The 18,467-nt window shown below is 61.5% G+C and carries 13 protein-coding genes; 5 read left to right on the top strand and 8 right to left on the bottom strand.

Going from position 1 to position 18,467, the window contains the following annotated elements; genetic code table 11:
• Nucleotides 1-51 precede the first annotated feature (51 nt).
• A complete protein-coding gene (locus tag J3P97_RS07080) occupies nt 52-366 on the bottom strand; it encodes a 3-phosphoglycerate kinase (RefSeq protein WP_305496159.1) in 315 nt (104 codons plus the stop codon).
• 50 nt (nt 367-416) lie between these two features.
• Here J3P97_RS07080 and J3P97_RS07075 point away from each other — a divergent pair, with 50 nt between their 5' ends.
• From J3P97_RS07075 to J3P97_RS07060, 4 genes are all read left to right on the top strand, one after another.
• Nucleotides 417-1,340 carry a LysR family transcriptional regulator gene (locus tag J3P97_RS07075; protein WP_305496160.1) on the top strand — a complete coding sequence of 308 codons (924 nt, stop codon included), beginning with the start codon at nt 417-419 and terminating at the stop codon, nt 1,338-1,340.
• 14 nt (nt 1,341-1,354) lie between these two features.
• Nucleotides 1,355-2,158 (top strand): alpha/beta fold hydrolase, encoded by an 804-nt coding sequence (locus J3P97_RS07070; protein ID WP_434673776.1) that lies wholly within the window; start codon nt 1,355-1,357, stop codon nt 2,156-2,158.
• 4 nt (nt 2,159-2,162) lie between these two features.
• On the top strand, nt 2,163-2,726 hold the full coding sequence (locus J3P97_RS07065; RefSeq protein ID WP_434569450.1) for a peptidylprolyl isomerase: 564 nt from the start codon (nt 2,163-2,165) through the stop codon (nt 2,724-2,726).
• 85 nt (nt 2,727-2,811) lie between these two features.
• On the top strand, nt 2,812-4,644 hold the full coding sequence (locus J3P97_RS07060) for an ABC transporter ATP-binding protein (protein WP_434569451.1): 1,833 nt from the start codon (nt 2,812-2,814) through the stop codon (nt 4,642-4,644).
• A 165-nt stretch (nt 4,645-4,809) separates the two neighbouring features.
• On the opposite strand, the gene J3P97_RS07055 is transcribed toward J3P97_RS07060, so the two are convergent.
• From J3P97_RS07055 to aceK, 5 genes are all read right to left on the bottom strand, one after another.
• Complete coding sequence (locus J3P97_RS07055; protein WP_434673775.1) at nt 4,810-5,934, bottom strand: GNAT family N-acetyltransferase; 1,125 nt, start codon at nt 5,932-5,934, stop codon at nt 4,810-4,812.
• A 139-nt stretch (nt 5,935-6,073) separates the two neighbouring features.
• Nucleotides 6,074-7,384, bottom strand: coding sequence for an OprO/OprP family phosphate-selective porin (locus tag J3P97_RS07050; protein ID WP_434603077.1), 1,311 nt, complete (start codon nt 7,382-7,384; stop codon nt 6,074-6,076).
• A 327-nt stretch (nt 7,385-7,711) separates the two neighbouring features.
• A complete protein-coding gene (locus J3P97_RS07045; RefSeq protein ID WP_434569453.1) occupies nt 7,712-8,833 on the bottom strand; it encodes a beta-ketoacyl-ACP synthase III in 1,122 nt (373 codons plus the stop codon).
• 320 nt (nt 8,834-9,153) lie between these two features.
• Nucleotides 9,154-13,065 carry an ATP-dependent RNA helicase HrpA gene (gene hrpA / locus J3P97_RS07040; RefSeq protein WP_434673774.1) on the bottom strand — a complete coding sequence of 1,304 codons (3,912 nt, stop codon included), beginning with the start codon at nt 13,063-13,065 and terminating at the stop codon, nt 9,154-9,156.
• Nucleotides 13,066-13,336: 271 nt separating this feature from the next.
• Complete coding sequence (gene aceK / locus J3P97_RS07035) at nt 13,337-15,058, bottom strand: bifunctional isocitrate dehydrogenase kinase/phosphatase (RefSeq protein ID WP_434673773.1); 1,722 nt, start codon at nt 15,056-15,058, stop codon at nt 13,337-13,339.
• A 131-nt stretch (nt 15,059-15,189) separates the two neighbouring features.
• On the opposite strand from aceK, the gene J3P97_RS07030 reads away from it, so the two are divergent.
• On the top strand, nt 15,190-16,080 hold the full coding sequence (locus tag J3P97_RS07030) for a DMT family transporter (RefSeq protein ID WP_434673772.1): 891 nt from the start codon (nt 15,190-15,192) through the stop codon (nt 16,078-16,080).
• Nucleotides 16,081-16,199: 119 nt separating this feature from the next.
• Here the strand turns inward: J3P97_RS07030 and J3P97_RS07025 are convergent, their stop codons facing one another.
• Complete coding sequence (locus J3P97_RS07025) at nt 16,200-17,063, bottom strand: DMT family transporter (RefSeq protein ID WP_434603072.1); 864 nt, start codon at nt 17,061-17,063, stop codon at nt 16,200-16,202.
• A 335-nt stretch (nt 17,064-17,398) separates the two neighbouring features.
• Nucleotides 17,399-18,337, bottom strand: coding sequence for an aspartyl/asparaginyl beta-hydroxylase domain-containing protein (locus tag J3P97_RS07020; RefSeq protein ID WP_434674516.1), 939 nt, complete (start codon nt 18,335-18,337; stop codon nt 17,399-17,401).
• Between the last annotated feature and the right edge of the window lie 130 nt (nt 18,338-18,467).

Raw genomic sequence — 18,467 nt, 5'->3', positions numbered from 1 at the left:
ATTATTTCGTTTATAAGCGGAGCACGCCTTGTGACGCTGCCCCGCCGCTGGTTATTTCGGCTTGCAGGTCAGCTCGATGCGCAGCTTGATGATGTTGCGGTTGAACTTGGCGGTAGCGTTCTTGAACTTGCCGGCGGCGACTTCGATCTTGCGGGTTCGCGGCGCTTCGGGGCCGTTGCGAAACACCACGCTGCACGCCGCGTCGGTGCTGCCGTAGTTGTTGACCTGGATCGAGCCGATGTCGGCATCGGTGTCGTAGGCGGTGTAGTCGATGCTCAAGCCGTTGAGGTGTTTTTCCACGTCGATCGGGTAGGCAAAGGCACTCAGCGGCAGCAGGGCCAGCAGCGCACAACAGATTTTTTTCATTCGGCAGTCTCCACGAGGGGACCGCCAGCTTAGGACAAGAGGAGCTCAATATGAAAGCGCCCCGCGTGACCCTTGATCAATGGCGAACGTTGCAGGCGGTGGTGGACCATGGTGGTTTCGCCCAGGCCGCCGAAGTACTGCACCGCTCTCAATCATCGGTGAGCTACACCGTGGCCCGCATGCAGGATCAGCTCGGCGTGCCGTTGCTGCGTATCGACGGGCGCAAGGCCGTGCTGACCGAAGCCGGCGGCGTGCTGTTGCGCCGCTCCCGGCAACTGGTGAAACAGGCCAGCCAGCTGGAAGACCTGGCCCACCACATGGAGCAGGGTTGGGAAGCTGAAGTGCGCCTGGTGGTCGACGCGGCCTACCCCACTGCCCGCCTCGTCCGCGCGCTGACCGCGTTCATGCCGCAGAGTCGGGGCTGCAGGGTAAGGCTGCGCGAAGAAGTGTTGTCCGGCGTCGAAGAGGTGCTGCTCGAAGGCGTCGCCGACCTTGCCATCAGCGGCTTCAGCATTCCCGGTTACCTGGGCGCGGAACTGAGCGATGTCGAATTCGTCGCGGTGGCCCATCCCGAGCACGCCCTGCACCGACTCAACCGCGAGCTGACGTTCCAGGACCTGGAAAGCCAGCTGCAAGTGGTGATCCGCGACTCCGGCCGCCAGCAGCCCCGCGATGTCGGCTGGCTCGGCGCCGAACAGCGCTGGACCGTCGGAAGCCTGGCCACCGCCGCGACATTCGTCGGCAGCGGCCTGGGCTTTGCCTGGCTGCCCCGGCACATGATCGAGCGAGAACTCAGGGAGGGCACGCTCAAACGTCTACCCTTGGATCAGGGCGCCAGCCGCAACCCGAGCTTCTACCTGTATTCGAACAAGGAAAAGCCCCTGGGACCGGCCACGCAGATTCTCATCGAGCTGCTGCGCACCTTCGATACCGCGCCGCTGGATGCGCCGTTCGCTGCCCCTGAACAAGCCTGACAAGGATCTCGCCGATGGCCTTTTTCGAACATGAAGGTTGCAACCTGCACTATGAGGAATATGGCCACGGCACACCGTTGGTGCTGGTCCACGGGTTGGGCTCCAGCACTCGCGACTGGGAAAAGCAGATTCCCGTGTTGTCGCGCCACTACCGCCTGATCGTGATGGATGTGCGCGGCCACGGCCGCTCCGACAAGCCGCGCGAGCACTACAGCATCGCGGGCTTCAGCGCCGACCTGGGCGCCCTGATCGAGCACCTCGATCTCGGCCCGGTGCACCTGGTGGGCTGGTCCATGGGCGGCATGATCTGTTTCCAGCTGGCCGTGGACGAACCCGCACGGGTCAGGAGCCTGTGCATCGTCAACAGTGCCCCTGAAGTCAAAGTCCGTACGCCCGACGATTGCTGGCAATGGTTCAAGCGCTGGAGCCTGATGCGCCTGCTGAGCCTGGAAACCATCGGCAAGGCCCTCGGCGAGAAGTTGTTTCCCAAGCCCGAACAAACCGAACTGCGCCTGGAAATGGCCCGGCGTTGGGCAGAGAACGACAAACGTGCCTATCTGGCCAGTTTCGACGCCATTGTCGGCTGGGGCGTGCAGGAACACCTGGCGCAAATTGCCTGTCCAACCCTCATTATCTGCGCCGACCACGACTACACCCCGGTGGCGCTGAAAGAGGCCTATGTAAAACTGCTGCCTGACGCACGACTGGCAGTCATCGCCGATTCACGGCACGCTACGCCCCTGGATCAACCCGAACGCTTCAACCAGACCCTGCTCGAATTCTTGACCGCAACCGACTTCACTACCCAGGATCACTGAACCCATGCTGAAAAAAATCGCCCTCGCCGCCGGCACCGTACTGTTTGCTGCCAACCTGATGGCTGCCACGCCGGCCAAGGCACCACACGTCCTGCTGGACACCACCAACGGCCAGATCGAAATCGAACTGGACCCGGTCAAGGCGCCCATCAGTACCAAGAACTTCCTTGAGTACGTCGACAGCGGCTTCTACAACAACACGATTTTCCATCGCGTGATCCCGGGTTTCATGGCCCAGGGCGGCGGTTTCACCCAGCAGATGCAGCAGAAAGACACCAAGCCACCGATCAAGAACGAAGCCAGCAATGGCCTGCATAACGTTCGCGGCACCTTGTCGATGGCCCGCACATCCAACCCGGATTCGGCCACCAGCCAGTTCTTCATCAACGTGGCCGACAACGCCTTCCTCGACCCGGGCCGCGACGCCGGCTACGCGGTATTCGCCAAGGTGGTCAAGGGCATGGACGTGGTGGACATCATCGTCAACTCCCAGACCACCACCAAACAAGGCATGCAAAACGTGCCGATCGATCCTGTGATCATCAAGTCGGCCAAGCGCATCGACTGAACCCACAGGGCAAGCCTGAGCGGCGCCGGCAAACCCGCGCCGCCCACCGCAAAAAAGGAGAGCCCCCGCCCGGGCTATGTACCCCATGGTTTACCGCCGTTTTGAAAAACTGATCGACATCTTCCGCGACGCCCCGACCTCGGCCCCGCCGAACCGCGTCCTGCCCTTCTACACGTATTACCTGAAACAGGTCTGGCCCAGCTTCGCCGCACTGCTGGTGGTCGGCCTGATCGGCGCGCTGATCGAAGTGGCGCTGTTCAGCTACCTGAGCCGCATCATCGACCTGACCCAGGCCACGCCCAACACCGACTTCTTCAAGCTGCACGGCCTCGAGCTGGCCTGGATGGCGGTGGTCGCGCTGGTGTTCCGGCCGATCTTCGTGGCCCTGCATGACCTGCTGGTGCACCAGACCCTGAGCCCGAGCATGACCAGCCTGATCCGCTGGCAAAACCACAGCTACGTGCTCAAGCAGAGCCTGAACTTCTTCCAGAACGACTTCGCCGGGCGCATCGCCCAGCGCATCATGCAGACCGGCAACTCCCTGCGCGACTCGGCGGTACAGGCCGTGGATGCGTTGTGGCACGTGCTGATCTATGCCATCAGCTCACTGGTGCTGTTCGCCGAAGCCGACTGGCGCCTGATGATCCCGCTGCTGGCCTGGATCGCCGCCTACATCGGCGCGCTCTGCTACTTCGTGCCACGGGTCAAGGAACGCTCCGTGGTGTCCTCCGATGCGCGCTCCAAGCTCATGGGCCGGATCGTCGACGGCTACACCAACATCACCACCCTGAAGCTGTTCGCCCACACCAACTTCGAACAGCAATACGCTCGCGAAGCCATCGAGGAACAGACCGAGAAAGCCCAGTTGGCCGGCCGCGTGGTGACGAGCATGGACGTGGTCATCACCAGCATGAACGGGCTCCTGATCGTCGGCACCACCGCCCTGGCGCTGTGGCTGTGGACGCAATCGCTCATCAGCGTCGGCGCCATTGCCCTGGCCACCGGCCTGGTGATCCGCATCGTCAACATGTCCGGCTGGATCATGTGGGTGGTCACCGGCATTTTCGAAAACATCGGTATGGTCCAGGACGGCTTGCAGTCCATCTCCCAGCCGGTCAGCGTCACCGACCGCGAGCAGGCCAAGCCGCTCGCGGTGGCCCGTGGCGAGGTGCGTTTCGAGCATGTCGATTTTCACTACGGCAAGAAAAGCGGCGTGATCAGCGACCTGAACCTGACCATCAGGCCCGGCGAGAAAATCGGCCTGATCGGGCCGTCCGGCGCGGGTAAATCCACGCTGGTGAACCTGCTGCTGCGCCTCTATGACGTGCAGGGCGGACGCATCCTCATCGACGGCCAGGACATTGCCCATGTCGGGCAGGAAAGCCTGCGCGAACGCATCGGCATGATCACCCAGGACACCTCGCTGCTGCACCGCTCGATCCGCGACAACCTGCTTTACGGCAAGCCCGACGCCACCGACGCGCAACTCTGGGAAGCGGTGCACAAGGCCCGTGCCGATCAGTTCATCCCGTTGCTGTCGGACGCCGAAGGCCGCAGCGGTTTCGATGCGCATGTCGGTGAGCGCGGCGTGAAGCTCTCCGGTGGCCAGCGCCAACGCATCGCCATCGCCCGGGTATTGCTCAAGGATGCGCCGATCCTGATCATGGACGAAGCGACCTCCGCGCTGGATTCGGAAGTCGAAGCGGCGATCCAGGAAAGTCTCGAGACGCTGATGCAAGGCAAGACCGTGATCGCCATCGCCCACCGCCTCTCGACCATCGCCCGGATGGACCGGCTGGTAGTACTGGAAAACGGCCACATCGCCGAAACCGGCAGTCATGCCGAGCTGTTGGCCCATGGCGGGCTGTATGCGCGGCTCTGGCAGCATCAGACGGGTGGATTTGTCGGGATTGATTGACTCCGGAGTCCGCACAAAACCCGTGGCGAGGGAGCTTGCTCCCGCTGGGGTGCGCAGCGCCCCCCTTGGAGCCCGGTCCAGCTTCATGGTTGGATTCAGATTTTTTGGGGCTGCTGCGCAGCCCAGCGGGAGCAAGCTCCCTCGCCACGGGGTTTCATAACATCCTCAGCACTGCCGATACGGCAGTGCTGTCCTGGCCTCTTCGGCATACGCCAGCACGCCCTCATGCTCACGCACGAGGAAATCCGCCACCGCCGCCTTCAGGCCCGGATGGCGCAAGTAATGCCACGAGCGGGTAATCACCGGCTCGAACCCACGAATCAATTTATGCTCGCCCTGGGCCCCGGCGTCAAAGCGCTGCAGACCGTTGGCGATCGCATAGTCCATGCCCTGGTAGAAACACGTCTCGAAGTGCAGGCGATCGAACTCCGCGAGACAACCCCAGTAACGGCCGTAAAAACTGTCGCCCCCGACCAGGCTGAATGCCATCGCCACCGGCCGCGAACCTTGCTTGGCCAGCACCACGCGAATGGATTCGGGCATGCGCTCGGCCAGCAGGCTGAAGAATGTCCGGGTCAGATAAGGTGCTTGCCTACGCACCGCATAGGTATTGGCGTAACAGGCGTAGACAAAATCCCATTGCGCCTCGTCCAGTTGATGGCCTTCGAGCCACTCGAACTCGATGCCCTGCCCTGCCACTTGCTCGCGCTCCTTGCGCATCTGCTTGCGCTTGCGGGAACTGAGCGCATCAAGGAAATCCTGGAAATCCCGATAGCCGCGATTCTGCCAGTGGTACTGGCAACCGATCCGCTGCAGCCAACCCACCTGACCGGCCAGCGCCGCATCGGTAAAGGCATCGGTGAAGTTGATGTGAGCGCTGGAAAGCCCTTCGATTTCCAGATAACCCGGCAGGCTGCCGAGCAATTCCAGACCGTCCTCCACTGACGCCGCCAGCAGCCGCGGCCCGCTGACCGGACTGAACGGCACCGCCGTCAACAGCTTGGGGTAATAGTCGATGCCCGCCCGGGCACAGGCGTCGGCCCAACCATGATCGAACACGTACTCGCCGTAGGAATGCCACTTGCGGTAACTGGGCAGGGCCGCCAGCAGCCGTCCGTCTTCCATGTGCAACAGGTGCTCGGGCTGCCAGCCGGAATGCGCACCCAGGCTGGCGCTGTCTTCAAGTGTGCTTAAAAAAGCGTGGCGCAGGAACGGTTGATTGGCGGGGACCAACGCGTCCCACTCGAGTGACGCGATGGCGGACAGGTTGTCCAGGACGTGAAGCGGCATGCGGTTCCTCGATATCCAGGCGGCGGATTACCCGAGTATCGCCGATCCAGGCCGGTCGGGCATAAAAAAACCCCGCCAGAGGCGGGGTTCAAAGGAGCGTAACGGATGAAAGTGGAGCGGTGTATCAAGTCAAAGCGATTTAGAACACGTACTGAGCGCGGACAACAAAACCATCGCCGTCGTCATCGCCGTTGACGTTGGTGACCTTGTCGGTCTTGGCCTTGACGTAGGCACCGGTGATTTTCACCGCTTCGTTGGCGTACCAGTTCACACCTAGATTGTGCACCTTGGCTTCGGCATCGCCCACTTCGCGGGTCGCCGAGGCAGTGGTGATGTTGTCGTCTTCGACGGTCATGCTGTCGTAGCGGTAGAACACTTCCCAGGCACCGATGGATTTGTTCTGTGGCTTGATCGCGTCAAACTTGCCGACTTTATAACCACGGGACTCGCCGGTGAGGGTGTAGGCACCCTGGACGTAGAAGCCGTGGCCCTTGAGGTCTTCGAAGGCGTCGCTGTCAGCCTTGGTCTTGCGCGAGATGTATTCACCCTGGATCGACGCTGGCCCCATAGCGAAAGCGGCTTCCAGGCCGAAGGCGGTGTCAGTGTCGTACGAACCGGCCGGCGAGTTGTTCGCGCCGCCCAGGACCGGACGGTTGCCGTTAGGACCGGCATCGTTGCCGCCCAGGGTTTCAACGCCACGCATGCCCAGGCGGGAGCGATAACGAGCATCGAACGCAGTGTCGGAGACGTCACGGGAGGCCACGCTCAAACCGAAGTGCAGCACGTTGCCGGCTTCGTGCATCGGCGCGAATACAAAGCGACCGTTGACTTGCTTGACGCTGTCGCCGTCAGCATCGTCATTGTCCTTGCTGAACACGCCGGCCGAAGCATAGAACGAATCAGCGAAAGTGCTGGATGCCTGGATACCCATACCGTTCTGCTTGTCCATGGCCCAATCGACCAGATCGTAGGCGGAGTTTCGCTCAGGCGCGGTGACCCATTTGGAGCTGGTGGCTTTTTCAAGGCCAAAGTCTGGGTCAAAACGGCCAACCTTGATGGAAACCGGTTTGAAACCGTTATAGGCCAGAGACGCCTCGTCGAAGTAGCCGTTATCGGAATCGCCGGTGTTATGGGACATGTCGTAGTTGATGGTGTATGCCCAATCCGTGTACAGCACGCCGGACAGTTCCAAGAAAGCACGACGGAAATAGGCGGCGTCTGCCGAATTGCCATTGTCGGTGTAGATCCCGTCGAACTGGCTGTAGTCAGCCTGCAAACGACCGCCGAGCTTGAAGCTGAACTCTTTGTCAGTGGTAGCGACCTCCAGGCCGCCCTTGGTCTTGACCACGATATCGGCGCCGTCGGTGGTTACGGTGCCGGCGAAAGCCTGGGCGGTTACTGCCATTGCCAGAGCGCTGGCGGCAAAACCTGCGAAGTGCTTACGGATCATCGAAGAATTCCCCTAGTTGGTAGTCTATGCGTTAGAAAACACGCGGAACTGGGCCCGCTGGTGTTGGGAGGGGATCTTGGCGATGGGTTGTGTCAGGCGAGTTGCTATCACATAAAGATTTTATGACAGCGGAACTTTTTACTTCGAATGGGAATAACGGATTTGCTGCAAAACCTGTGGGAGCGAGCCTGCTCGCGAAAGCGGTAAGTCAGTCAACGTTGCATTGACTGGGCCGCCGCCTTCGCGAGCAGGCTCGCTCCCACATGAAGTTAGGTTTATTGCATGGTGAGGGAGCAAGCTCCCTCGCCACGAATCAAGCAGTCCGTATCAACGCTTGCGCAATATCACGCTGCCGATCGAGTAGCCGGCGCCAAACGAGCTGAGCACCGCGACCGAGCCGCTGGGCAGGTCGTCCTGGTACAGGTGAAAGGAAATCACCGAACCCGCCGAGCTGGTGTTGGCGTAGCGGTCGAGAATCACCGGGGCTTCTTCCTCGCTGGCTTCGCGCCCGAGCAGCTTGCGGACGATCAGCTGGTTCATGCTCAGGTTGGCCTGATGCAGCCAGAAACGCTTCACTTCGCCGACGTTCAGCTGGTTTTCCTGCAAATGAGCGCCAATCAATTCAGCGACCATCGGGCAGACGTCGCGAAACACCTTGCGGCCTTCCTGGACGAACAGTTTGTCCCGCGTGCCGATGCCCTCTTCCGCCGCGCGGTTGAGGAAGCCGAAGTTGTTGCGGATGTTGTTGGAGAACTTGGTGAGCAGCTTGGTGCTGACCACGTCGAACTGGTACGGCGATGTCGCCTGGTCCGCCCGCTCGATGATCACCGCCGTGGCTGCGTCGCCGAAGATGAAATGGCTGTCGCGATCACGGAAATTCAAGTGGCCGGTGCACACTTCCGGATTGACCATCAGGATCGCCCGGGCCTGGCCCAGTTGTACGCTGTTGGCGGCGGCCTGGATGCCGAAGGTCGCCGAAGAACAGGCCACGTTCATGTCGAAACCGAACCCTTCGATACCCAAAGCTTCCTGGACTTCGATGGCAATGGCCGGATAGGGACGCTGCAGGTTGGAACAGGCAACGATCACGCCGTCGATGTCAGCGGCGCTGCGACCGGCGCGCTCAAGCGCCTGTTTCGCGGCGCCGACGGCCATTTCGCAGAGCACCGACCATTCTTCGTTGGAGCGCTCCGGCAGGCGCGGCGTCATGCGCTTGGGATCGAGAATACCGTCCTTGTCCATCACGAAACGACTCTTGATGCCTGAAGCCTTTTCGATGAAGGCCGCATTGGACTCGGTCAATGCCTCGACTTCGCCGCGCTCGATGGCCTCGGCGTTGTCGGCGTTGAACTGCGCGACATAGGTATTGAAAGACTGCACCAGCTCTTCGTTGGAGATGCTGTTGGCTGGGGTGTACAGGCCGGTGCCGCTGATGACGACGTTATGCATGGTCGTGTCTCTGATCTGTTCAGGCAGAAAGTATTGGCACCGACGTACCAACACGCAAAGGGTCTTTCCCGTCCCGTGGGAGCAGACCTGGCATCGCTTTATTCCGATCCGCCCGTGGCAATGAAGCCAAAACCACGGGACCGGCATTTATAGGCGCGAAGTTTGCCATAAACGCTGGCGTTTGGCCCATTCTCCCTTTCACCAGGCATGAAACCTGTGGGAGCGAGCCTGCTCGCGAAGGCGGTGGTCCAGCCGGCATTGAGGGTGACTGATACACCGCTTTCGCGAGCAGGCTCGCTCCCACAGGTGGTACGTCGACTCTAAGCCTCCACCAACCCCCACTGCTTGCTCAGGCGTTTGTCGGAAATCGGCACCTTGGTGCCCAGTTGCTGGGCGAACAGCGATACGCGGTATTCCTCCAGCCACCAGCGGTACAGTTCCAGCTGCGGATCGCGCTTGCCTTCCTGGGCATGCTTGCTGGCGCGGGCCTGGTATTGCGCCCAGAGGTTGGACAGCTCGCCGCTCCAGACCCGGTCCTTCTGCACCTGGCTGCCGAGCTTCTCGAAGCGTTGCTCGATGGCCTTGAGGTAACGCGGCAGTTCCTTGAGCCATTGATGCGGGGTTTCACGCACGAAGCCCGGGTACACCAGGTGGCTGAGCTGCTGCTTGATGTCGTTCAGCGCCACGGCCTGGGCCAGGTCGATCTTGCCCTTGAAGCGTTTTTGCAGGCCGTGCCAGAGTTTCAGGATATCCAGGGTCAGCCTGGCCAGGCGTTCGGCATGCTCGGTCCAGCCGCCACGCTTGCGTTCGGCCAGGGCCGCCAGCGCGGCGCCGTCGCGTGGCAGGCTCGGCTCGCCTTCGAGGACGCAACTGTCGAGGCTCGCCAGCAGAATGTCTTCCACCAGACCATCGATGCGCCCAAGTTCGCGATACAACAGGCCCAGTTCGGTCAGGCCGGGCAGCTTGCCGCGAAGAAACTTCGCCGTTTCGGCCAGTTGCTGCATGAGCAGGCGTTGCAAGGCGCGGCGATGCTGGAACTCGGCTTCGGCCGGGGTCGGGAAACGGCCTTCCTTGACCACGCTGCCCTCTTCCACCAGCGCCGGGTACACCGTCATCGACAGCCCGGCGATCTTCTGTTGGGTTTTTTCCGCCACTGGCGCAAAGATTTTCGCTTCCACCGGTTCCTGACTCTTCGCCGTCTGCGGCACGGCCAACGCGGCCTGGCTGGCTTCGGCAAAACGCGCGGTCAGCTCGGCCAAGTCGCGGCCTTCACCGAGGAACTTGCCTTGGCCGTCGACGATTTCCAGGTTCATGCGCAAATGGCTTTCCACTTGCTGCGCCGCTTCCGCCCAGGCTTCGTCGCTGACCCGCGCGCCGGTCATGCGCAGCAGCTCACGTCCCAGGGATTGCGGCAGCGAGCCCTCGGCAAACGTGATGCGCTGCAGCGCCGCCTTGACGAAGTCCGGCACCGGCACGAAGTTCTTGCGCAAGGCCTTGGGCAGGTTGCGCACCAGGGCAATGCACTTGGCCTCGATCATCCCCGGCACCAGCCATTCCAGGCGCTCCGGCGGCAGCATCGGCAGTAGCGGCGCCGGTACCCGCAGCGTCACGCCATCGCGCGGGTGGTTGGGCTCGAAGTGATAGCTCAACGGCAAGGTCAGGTCGCCGACGCGCAAGGTGTCGGGATACAGATTGGCCGTCACCTCGCTGGCCTCACGAGCGAGCACGTCTTCTTCGCGCATGATCAACAACTGCGGGTCTTTCTGGCTGTTGATCCGGTACCAGCTATCGAACGTCGCGGTCTGGTGGATCTCGGCGGGCAGGCGTGCATCGTAGAACGCGAAGAGGGTCTCCTCATCCGCCAGGATGTCGCGGCGACGGGCCTTGGCTTCGAGTTCGTCAAGCTGCTCCAGCAATCGGGTGTTGGCGCTCAGGCACTTGGCCCGGGACTGGATTTCGCCACGCACCAGCGCCTCGCGGATGAACAGTTCGCGGGACACCACCGGGTCCACCGGCCCGTAATGCACCGGCCGGCGACCGACCACGATCAGCCCGAACAAGGTGATCTGCTCGTAAGCCACCACTTGCCCGCGCTTCTTCTCCCAATGGGGCTCGAAGTGGTTCTTCTTGATCAGGTGCCCGGCCAGCGGTTCGATCCAGTCCGGTTCGATCTTCGCCACCATGCGCGCATACAACTTGGTGGTTTCCACCAGTTCGGCGGTCATCAGCCACTGCGGGCGCTTCTTGCCCAGCCCGGACGAGGGATGGACCCAGAAGCGTCGCTGCCGCGCACCGAGGTAATCGCCGTCCTCGGTTTTCTGGCCGATCTGGCTCAACAGGCCCGAGAGCACCGCCTTGTGCAGTTTCGGATAGTCGGCCGGTTCCTTATTGAGGCTCAACTGCATGTCGCGGCAGATCAGGCTCAACTGGCGATGGGAATCGCGCCATTCGCGCAGGCGCAAGTAATTCAGGAAGTTCTTGCGGCACCAGTTACGCAGGGGGCTGGCGGTCAGGGCCAGGCGCTGTTCTTCAAAGCCGCGCCACAGATTGACCAGCCCGGCGAAGTCCGAATCCGCATCCTTCCATTGCGCATGGGCCTGGTCAGCGGCCTGCTGGCGCTCGGGCGGGCGTTCGCGCGGGTCCTGGATCGACATGGCACTGGCAACGATCAGGACTTCCTGGAGGCTGCCCAGTTTCGCCGCTTCCAGCAACATGCGGCCCATGCGCGGGTCCACCGGCAAGCGCGCCAGTTGACGCCCCAACGGCGTCAACTGGCTGTTGCGGTCTACCGCCGAAAGCTCTTGCAGGAGGTTGAAGCCGTCGCTGATGGCCTTGCCGTCCGGCGGCTCGATAAACGGAAAGTCGGTGATCTCGCCAAGGCGCAGATGCAGCATCTGCAGGATCACCGCCGCCAGGTTGGTGCGCAGGATCTCCGGATCGGTAAACTCCGGCCGGCCAAGGAAATCCTCTTCGCTGTACAAGCGCACGCAAATCCCCGGCTCGACTCGTCCGCAGCGGCCCTTGCGCTGGTTGGCGCTGGCCTGGGAAATCGCTTCGATGGGTAGACGCTGGACCTTGGCGCGGTAGCTGTAGCGGCTGATGCGCGCGGTGCCGCTGTCGATCACGTAGCGGATGCCCGGCACGGTCAGCGACGTTTCGGCGACGTTGGTTGCCAGCACCACGCGGCGGCCCGGGTGGGACTGGAAGATCCGCTGTTGTTCGGCCGGCGACAGTCGCGCGTACAACGGCAGGATTTCGGTGTGCTTGAGCTGGGCCTTGCGCAGCATCTCCGCCGCGTCGCGAATCTCCCGCTCGCCCGGCAGGAACACCAGCACATCGCCGGGGCTGCGGCGCTCGCTGCGCTCGTAGGCGGCGATTTCGTCGAGGGTGGCGAGGATCGCCTGGTCGACGGTCAAGTCGTCCTCGACCCGATTGCCCTCCTCGTCCTGCTCTAGCGTCAACGGGCGATACCAGGTTTCGACCGGAAAGGTACGGCCCGAGACTTCGACGATCGGCGCCTCATCGAAGTGCTTGGAAAAGCGCTCCAGGTCGATCGTCGCCGAGGTGATGATGACCTTCAGGTCCGGACGGCGCGGCAACAGGGTCTTGAGGTAGCCGAGCAGGAAATCGATGTTGAGGCTGCGTTCGTGGGCCTCGTCGACAATGATCGTGTCGTAGCGTTCGAGGTAGCGGTCGTTCTGGGTCTCGGCCAGCAGGATACCGTCGGTCATCAGCTTGATCAGGGTATTGGCATCGCTCTGGTCCTCGAAGCGCACCTGGTAACCCACCAATGCCCCCAACGGCGTGCCAAGCTCTTCGGCGACCCGGCTCGCCACGCTGCGGGCGGCGATCCGGCGTGGTTGGGTGTGGCCGATCAAGCCATGCTGGCCGCGACCGATTTCCAGGCAGATTTTCGGTAACTGGGTGGTTTTACCCGAGCCGGTTTCGCCGGCGATGATCAACACCTGATGCTTGAGCAGCGCCTCTTTGATCTCGTCGCGCTTGGCCGCGATCGGCAAGTTGTCATCGTAGCGAATCGACGGCACGCTCGCCTTGCGCGCCAGCACCTGGTCGCACGATGCCTGCATGCGCGTCACCCACTGGGCCAGCTTGGCCTCGTCGGGTTTCTTGCGCAGCTCGAGCAACTGCCGCCGCAACCGGTGACGGTCGGCGAGCATGGCGTGATCGAGGGTCTTCAGCAGTTTGTCGATAGCGGGGGCTTGGTCAGTCATCAGGTACGCAGGGGTCGTCGGTGTGAGCAAGGGGGCGATTGTCGCAGATTTGCGCACCGGACGCCGAGCGCTAGCGCTTTTGTGGCGAGGGAGCTTGCTCCCGCTGGGGTGCGAAGCAGCCCCCAGCTGTATTCGGCACCGCGATGTGACGGACAGAACGCAGGGGCCTGCTGCGCAGTCCAGCGGGAGCAAGCTCCCTCGCCACAAAAGCCAGAGACCACAGACCACAGACTATAAGCCGCAGGCCACAGGGGCTTTGTTTGCCGGGCGATTATTCGCTGTCCAGGTCCTTGCGCCGATACGGGAACACATCGATCACCTTCCCCGCCCGAATCGCCTCTTGCAGGCTTTTCCAGTAATCGGCGTTGTACAGCTCGCCATGCAATTGGTCGAAGAGCTTGCGCTGCCCGGCGTCGGCGAACAGGAACGGCGGAAACTCTTCGGGAAAGACGTCCAGCGGCCCGATGGAATACCAGGGCTCGGAGGCCATTTCGTCTTCCGGTGTACGCGGCTGCGGGATGTGGCGAAAATTGGCTTCGGTCAGGAAGCAGATTTCATCGTAGTCGTAGAACACCACGCGGCCATGGCGGGTCACGCCGAAGTTCTTCAGCAGCATGTCGCCGGGGAAGATATTGGCCGCCGCCAGTTGCTTGATCGCCAGGCCATAATCCTCCAGCGCCTCGCGTACCTGGGCTTCATTGGCGTTTTCCAGATAGAGGTTCAGCGGCGTCATCCGGCGTTCGGTCCAGCAGTGGCGAATCAGCACCGTGTCGCCTTCCACCGACACCGTGGACGGCGCCACTTCCAGCAGCTCCTCCAGGCAGGCCGGTTCGAATTTGCTCAAGGGAAACCGGAAGTCGGCGAACTCCTGGGTGTCGGCCATGCGCCCGACCCGGTCGACGCTTTTCACCAGTCGATACTTCTCGATCACCGTGGCCCGGTCGACGTTTTTCGACGGTGAGAAACGGTCCTTGATGATCTTGAAGACCGTGTTGAAGCCCGGCAGGGTAAACACGCTCATGACCATGCCGCGCACGCCCGGGGCCATGATGAACTGGTCGTCGGTATTCGCCAGGTGGTTGATCAGCGCCCGGTAGAACTCCGATTTGCCGTGCTTGTAGAAACCGATGGACGTGTACAACTCGGCGATGTGCTTGCCCGGCAGGATGCGCTTGAGGAAACCGATGAATTCCGCCGGCACCGGCACATCGACCATGAAATACGAACGCGTGAACGAGAAAATGATCGACACCTGCGCCTCGTCGGTAATCAGCGCGTCGATCTGGATGCCGCGCCCCTCGCGATGCAGCAGCGGGATCACCAGCGGCCATTGGTCGTCACGGGTGTAGATGCGCCCCACCAGGTAGGCGCCCTTGTTGCGGTAGAGCACCGAGGAGAACAACTCCACCGTCAGTTCCGGATCCTTGCAGACCCAATCCGGCAGGTTCTCGCGCAGTTGGCTTTCGAGGCGTTGCAGGTCGCCGGGCAGGTCGGCGTAGTCCTCGCTGAAGCGATAGTCGGCGAAAATCGCCGCCAGCATCCTGTCCAGTTGCCCCTGGGGTTTGTAGGTCCGGGTCTGGGCCGCACGGGCACGGCGCAGGCTCGGCCGGGTGGTGTGGATGAACATGGTGCCGTCGCTGATCAGGTCATGGCTGAACAGGCCGCAGAAGATCGAGTTGTACCAGGTCTCCGACAGCTCATCGTCAAACCGCAGGTCGATCAGGCTGATATAGGCGCTTTTCACCAGCGGCCAGCAACCGACATCCATCAGGGCCTCGGCATCGAAGGTGTTGCGCAGCCTGGCCACGGTTTCGAAGACTTTTTCTTCATACAAGTTGATGCGCGCCGCCGACGCCGCTTGCGCCTCCTGCCACTGCGCCTGCTCGAACCGGGCACGGGCGCCATCGGTGATGTGCCGGAATTGCTCACGGTAATCATCGAAGCCGTCGAGAATCGAACGGGCGATATCGGTGGCGGGCCATGGCTGCGACATAGGGAAAACCTCGGCGGGTCATGCTTCTTATTGGCGACTGAGCTTAGAGGCCAATCAAGCGGCAACGCAACCATTGCCATCGGTGTTTGGCGGGGCGACACTTGCGGCCCGATCAAGGAAGGACGCATCTCGTGAATCTCGTCGACACCCTGCGCTTGCTGTCGCTGGCCGCTATCTGGGGGGCCAGTTTCTTGTTCATGCGCATCATCGCCCCGGTGATTGGCACGATTCCTACGGCTTTTTTCCGCGTTTCCATTGCCTTCGTCGGCCTGCTGATCATTCTTGCGCTGATGCGTATCGACTGGAATTTTCGCGGCAAGCTGAAAGCGGTGATGGTGCTGGGCCTGATCAACTCGGGCATTCCGGCAACGTTCTATTCCCTTGCCGCCCAGGTGTTGCCGGCCGGTTATTCAGCAATCTTCAACGCCACCACACCGTTGATGGGCGTGCTGATCGGCGGGTTGTTTTTCAGCGAGCAGCTCACCGTGGCCAAAGTCAGCGGGGTGTTCCTCGGCCTGTTCGGCGTTGGCATCCTGACCGGTGCCGGCCCGGTGGCATTCGACCACCCGTTACTGATGGGTGCCCTCGCCTGTCTGCTCGCCACCACTTGCTATGGTTTTGCCGGTTTCCTCACCCGTCGTTGGCTCGACCATCAAGGTGGGCTGGACAGCCGCCTCTCCGCCTTGGGCAGTATGTTCGGCGCCACGGTTTTCCTCCTGCCGTTGTTCGGTTACAGCGTCATCAGCCAACCGCCGGCCAGTTGGGGCGGCTGGAGCGTCTGGCTATCGTTGCTGGGGCTGGGCCTGGTGTGTACCGCGCTGGCGTACATCCTGTATTTCCGCTTGCTCAGTTCCATCGGTCCGGTCAAATCCATGACAACGACCTTTTTGATCCCCCCGTTCGGCGTGCTGTGGGGCGCGTTACTGCTGGATGAGCCGTTGGGGATGGCGCATTTGTATGGCGGGGTGTTGATTGCGGCGGCGTTGTGGCTGGTGTTGAAGCCTGGGGCGTCTAGCCGGTAATTCATCGGTGTGGCCAAAAAAGCTTCGCGAGCAGGCTCGCTCCCACAGGGTCAATTGCAATCCTTGTGGGAGCGAGCCTGCTCGCGAAAGCAGCGGTGCAACCAATAGATATCTATCGGCTAGCGGCTCTTACGGAACACAAATACCAACCCGACGATGATCAGCACCATGCCCAGCAGGCTCAACAACGCCAGCCGATTGCCGAACACCAGGTAGTCCATGATCGCCGTCACTGCCGGCACCAGGTAGAACAGGCTGGTGACGTTGACCAGGTTGCCCCTGGCGATCAAGCGGTAAAGCAACAAGGTCGCCAACACCGACACCACCAGCCCCATCCACAACACCGGCACGATGAACCCCGCATTGTGCTCGAAGTGAAACGGTTGAAACGGCACGAACACCACGCACAGCAAGAGCCCGGCCAGGTACTGCACCGGCAATGTACCGAGGGGATTGTCGGTGATGCGTTTCTGCATGATCGAACCTGCCGTCATGCTCACCAGCGCCAGCAACCCGCACAGCATGCCCGTCAACGACATGCCGGCCAGGCCAATGCCTTGGTACACCACCATGATCAAGCCCACCAGGCCCAGCGCCAGGCCGAACATCCGTTGCCAGGAACGCTGGCGCTCCATGAGCACCACGGTGAGGATCGGTTGTACGCCCATCAACGTGGCCATCACACCGGGCGTAACGTTCAATTGCAGCGCCAGCAGATAGAAAATCTGATAGGCACCCAACAACACCAGGCCGGTCGCCGCCGCGTACAGCATCGGCTTGCCAGCCTTCGGCAGCTTGAACTTCAACAGCGGGATCAACAGCACCAGCGCGCACAGCGCAATCGCAAAACGGATCAGCAGGAAAGCGAAGGGTGACGCGTGGGCCAGGCCCAGTTTGGAAAAGATCGCTCCGCTGCTCCACAACAAAACGAACAGGCTCGTGGAAGCCGTCGCCAATAAGGCGTTCTTGGAAAAGGAAAACATGAAAACCACCTGTAGTCAGGCAAAAAGCCAACTCAGCCGAAGCTGAAATCCAGTCGTTTTTTTCAGGCAGGCACAGGGGACGGCAACCGTTGCCGATCAGCCCCGAACGCCAACACCCGGCGGTGATACGCAGGCGTATACCGGTGAGCGACTGACAGGTGGAGGGTATTGACCGATCTGCTCGGGCTGCGGATTCCCGCACGGCACGACGCCAGCGTTGAACGCTGGAACCACAACCGCGGTGAATGGGAATGCAGGCATGAGCCGATCTCTTGAGGGATGGGTCCGAAGACCGAGCGCCGACTATAACCAGCGCCCGATGTGTAACGCAATGTTTAAACGAACAACCAGTAGCCCAGCGCCGTCAACACTGTCACCGCCAACACCGGTCGCATCATCCGATAGGCCTTGGGATGCCGGCGCTTGAATTGCTTGACCCGGCCGCTGATGCCATCGCTGAACGTCTTGCTCCAGGCATAGGCGCGGTTGATGCTGCCGACGTGCTCGTCGTCCAGGTTTTGCGGCGCGGTGGCGCGGCCGAGGAAGGCACTGATGGCGCGATTGAAACGAGTCATCAAGGGATTTTTAAGGGGGCGCTCGATATCGCAGAACAGGATCACGCGCGTCTGGTCTGTTTCATTGCGGACCCAGTGCACGTACGTTTCGTCGAACATCACGTCTTCGCCGTCGCGCCAGGCGTAGACCTGCCCGTCGACGAAGATCCGGCAATCATCGGAGTTGGGCGTGGACAGCCCCAGGTGATAGCGCAGCGAACCGGCGAACGGGTCACGATGGGGATTGAGATGGCTGCTCCCCGGCAACAGGGCAAACATCGCGCCACGCACGTTGGGAATCCGATTGACCAGCTCGACGGTCCGGGGGCACAACAACTCGGCCGACGGCAGCGGTTTGTCGTACCACTTGAGGTAGAAGCGCTTCCAGCCTTTCTTGAAGAACGAACCGAAACCGGCGTCGTTGTTTTTCTCGGCGGCGCGGATATAACCCTCGTCGAAAAGATGCATGGCTTCGTCGCGGATCACTTGCCAGTTTTCCTTGAGGACGTCCAGCTCTGGAAACTCGCGGCGATCCAGATAGGGTTTGGAGGGCACCTTGGAAAACAAGTACATCAAGGCGTTGTAAGGGGCAAACAACGCCGAGTGGTTGACGAACTGGCGCAACACCGGTAATCGCGCCTTGCCACGCAAATGCACAAAAAGCGTACTGCCCACAAACAGCAGCAACACCGAGGCCTTGGCGACAAACGAAACGCTCATTTCTTTCAACTCCTTGTTTGAATTGCGCAGCGCCATCAGCCCGACGCGGCGGCTGGCCATGTTAGATATCCTCGTGCAGATGAAACATCGTCGGACGCGACATTCACTGTTGAGGATTACGCAACAAAGC

The sequence above is a fragment of the Pseudomonas sp. R1-15 genome, from assembly GCF_051132085.1.
GTDB lineage: Bacteria > Pseudomonadota > Gammaproteobacteria > Pseudomonadales > Pseudomonadaceae > Aquipseudomonas.
Note: the sequence above shows the minus strand (reverse complement) of the source record. Positions and strands in the feature narration are given on the sequence as shown.

What these genes read in the sequence shown, in the direction of transcription:
- J3P97_RS07080 (WP_305496159.1), bottom strand. Translation starts at nt 366, where the DNA reads ATGAAAAAAATCTGTTGTGCGCTGCTGGCCCTGCTGCCGCTGAGTGCC.
- J3P97_RS07075 (WP_305496160.1), top strand. Translation starts at nt 417, where the DNA reads ATGAAAGCGCCCCGCGTGACCCTTGATCAATGGCGAACGTTGCAGGCG.
- J3P97_RS07070 (WP_434673776.1), top strand. Translation starts at nt 1,355, where the DNA reads ATGGCCTTTTTCGAACATGAAGGTTGCAACCTGCACTATGAGGAATAT.
- J3P97_RS07065 (WP_434569450.1), top strand. Translation starts at nt 2,163, where the DNA reads ATGCTGAAAAAAATCGCCCTCGCCGCCGGCACCGTACTGTTTGCTGCC.
- J3P97_RS07060 (WP_434569451.1), top strand. Translation starts at nt 2,812, where the DNA reads ATGGTTTACCGCCGTTTTGAAAAACTGATCGACATCTTCCGCGACGCC.
- J3P97_RS07055 (WP_434673775.1), bottom strand. Translation starts at nt 5,934, where the DNA reads ATGCCGCTTCACGTCCTGGACAACCTGTCCGCCATCGCGTCACTCGAG.
- J3P97_RS07050 (WP_434603077.1), bottom strand. Translation starts at nt 7,384, where the DNA reads ATGATCCGTAAGCACTTCGCAGGTTTTGCCGCCAGCGCTCTGGCAATG.
- J3P97_RS07045 (WP_434569453.1), bottom strand. Translation starts at nt 8,833, where the DNA reads ATGCATAACGTCGTCATCAGCGGCACCGGCCTGTACACCCCAGCCAAC.
- hrpA (WP_434673774.1), bottom strand. Translation starts at nt 13,065, where the DNA reads ATGACTGACCAAGCCCCCGCTATCGACAAACTGCTGAAGACCCTCGAT.
- aceK (WP_434673773.1), bottom strand. Translation starts at nt 15,058, where the DNA reads ATGTCGCAGCCATGGCCCGCCACCGATATCGCCCGTTCGATTCTCGAC.
- J3P97_RS07025 (WP_434603072.1), bottom strand. Translation starts at nt 17,063, where the DNA reads ATGTTTTCCTTTTCCAAGAACGCCTTATTGGCGACGGCTTCCACGAGC.
- J3P97_RS07020 (WP_434674516.1), bottom strand. Translation starts at nt 18,337, where the DNA reads ATGAGCGTTTCGTTTGTCGCCAAGGCCTCGGTGTTGCTGCTGTTTGTG.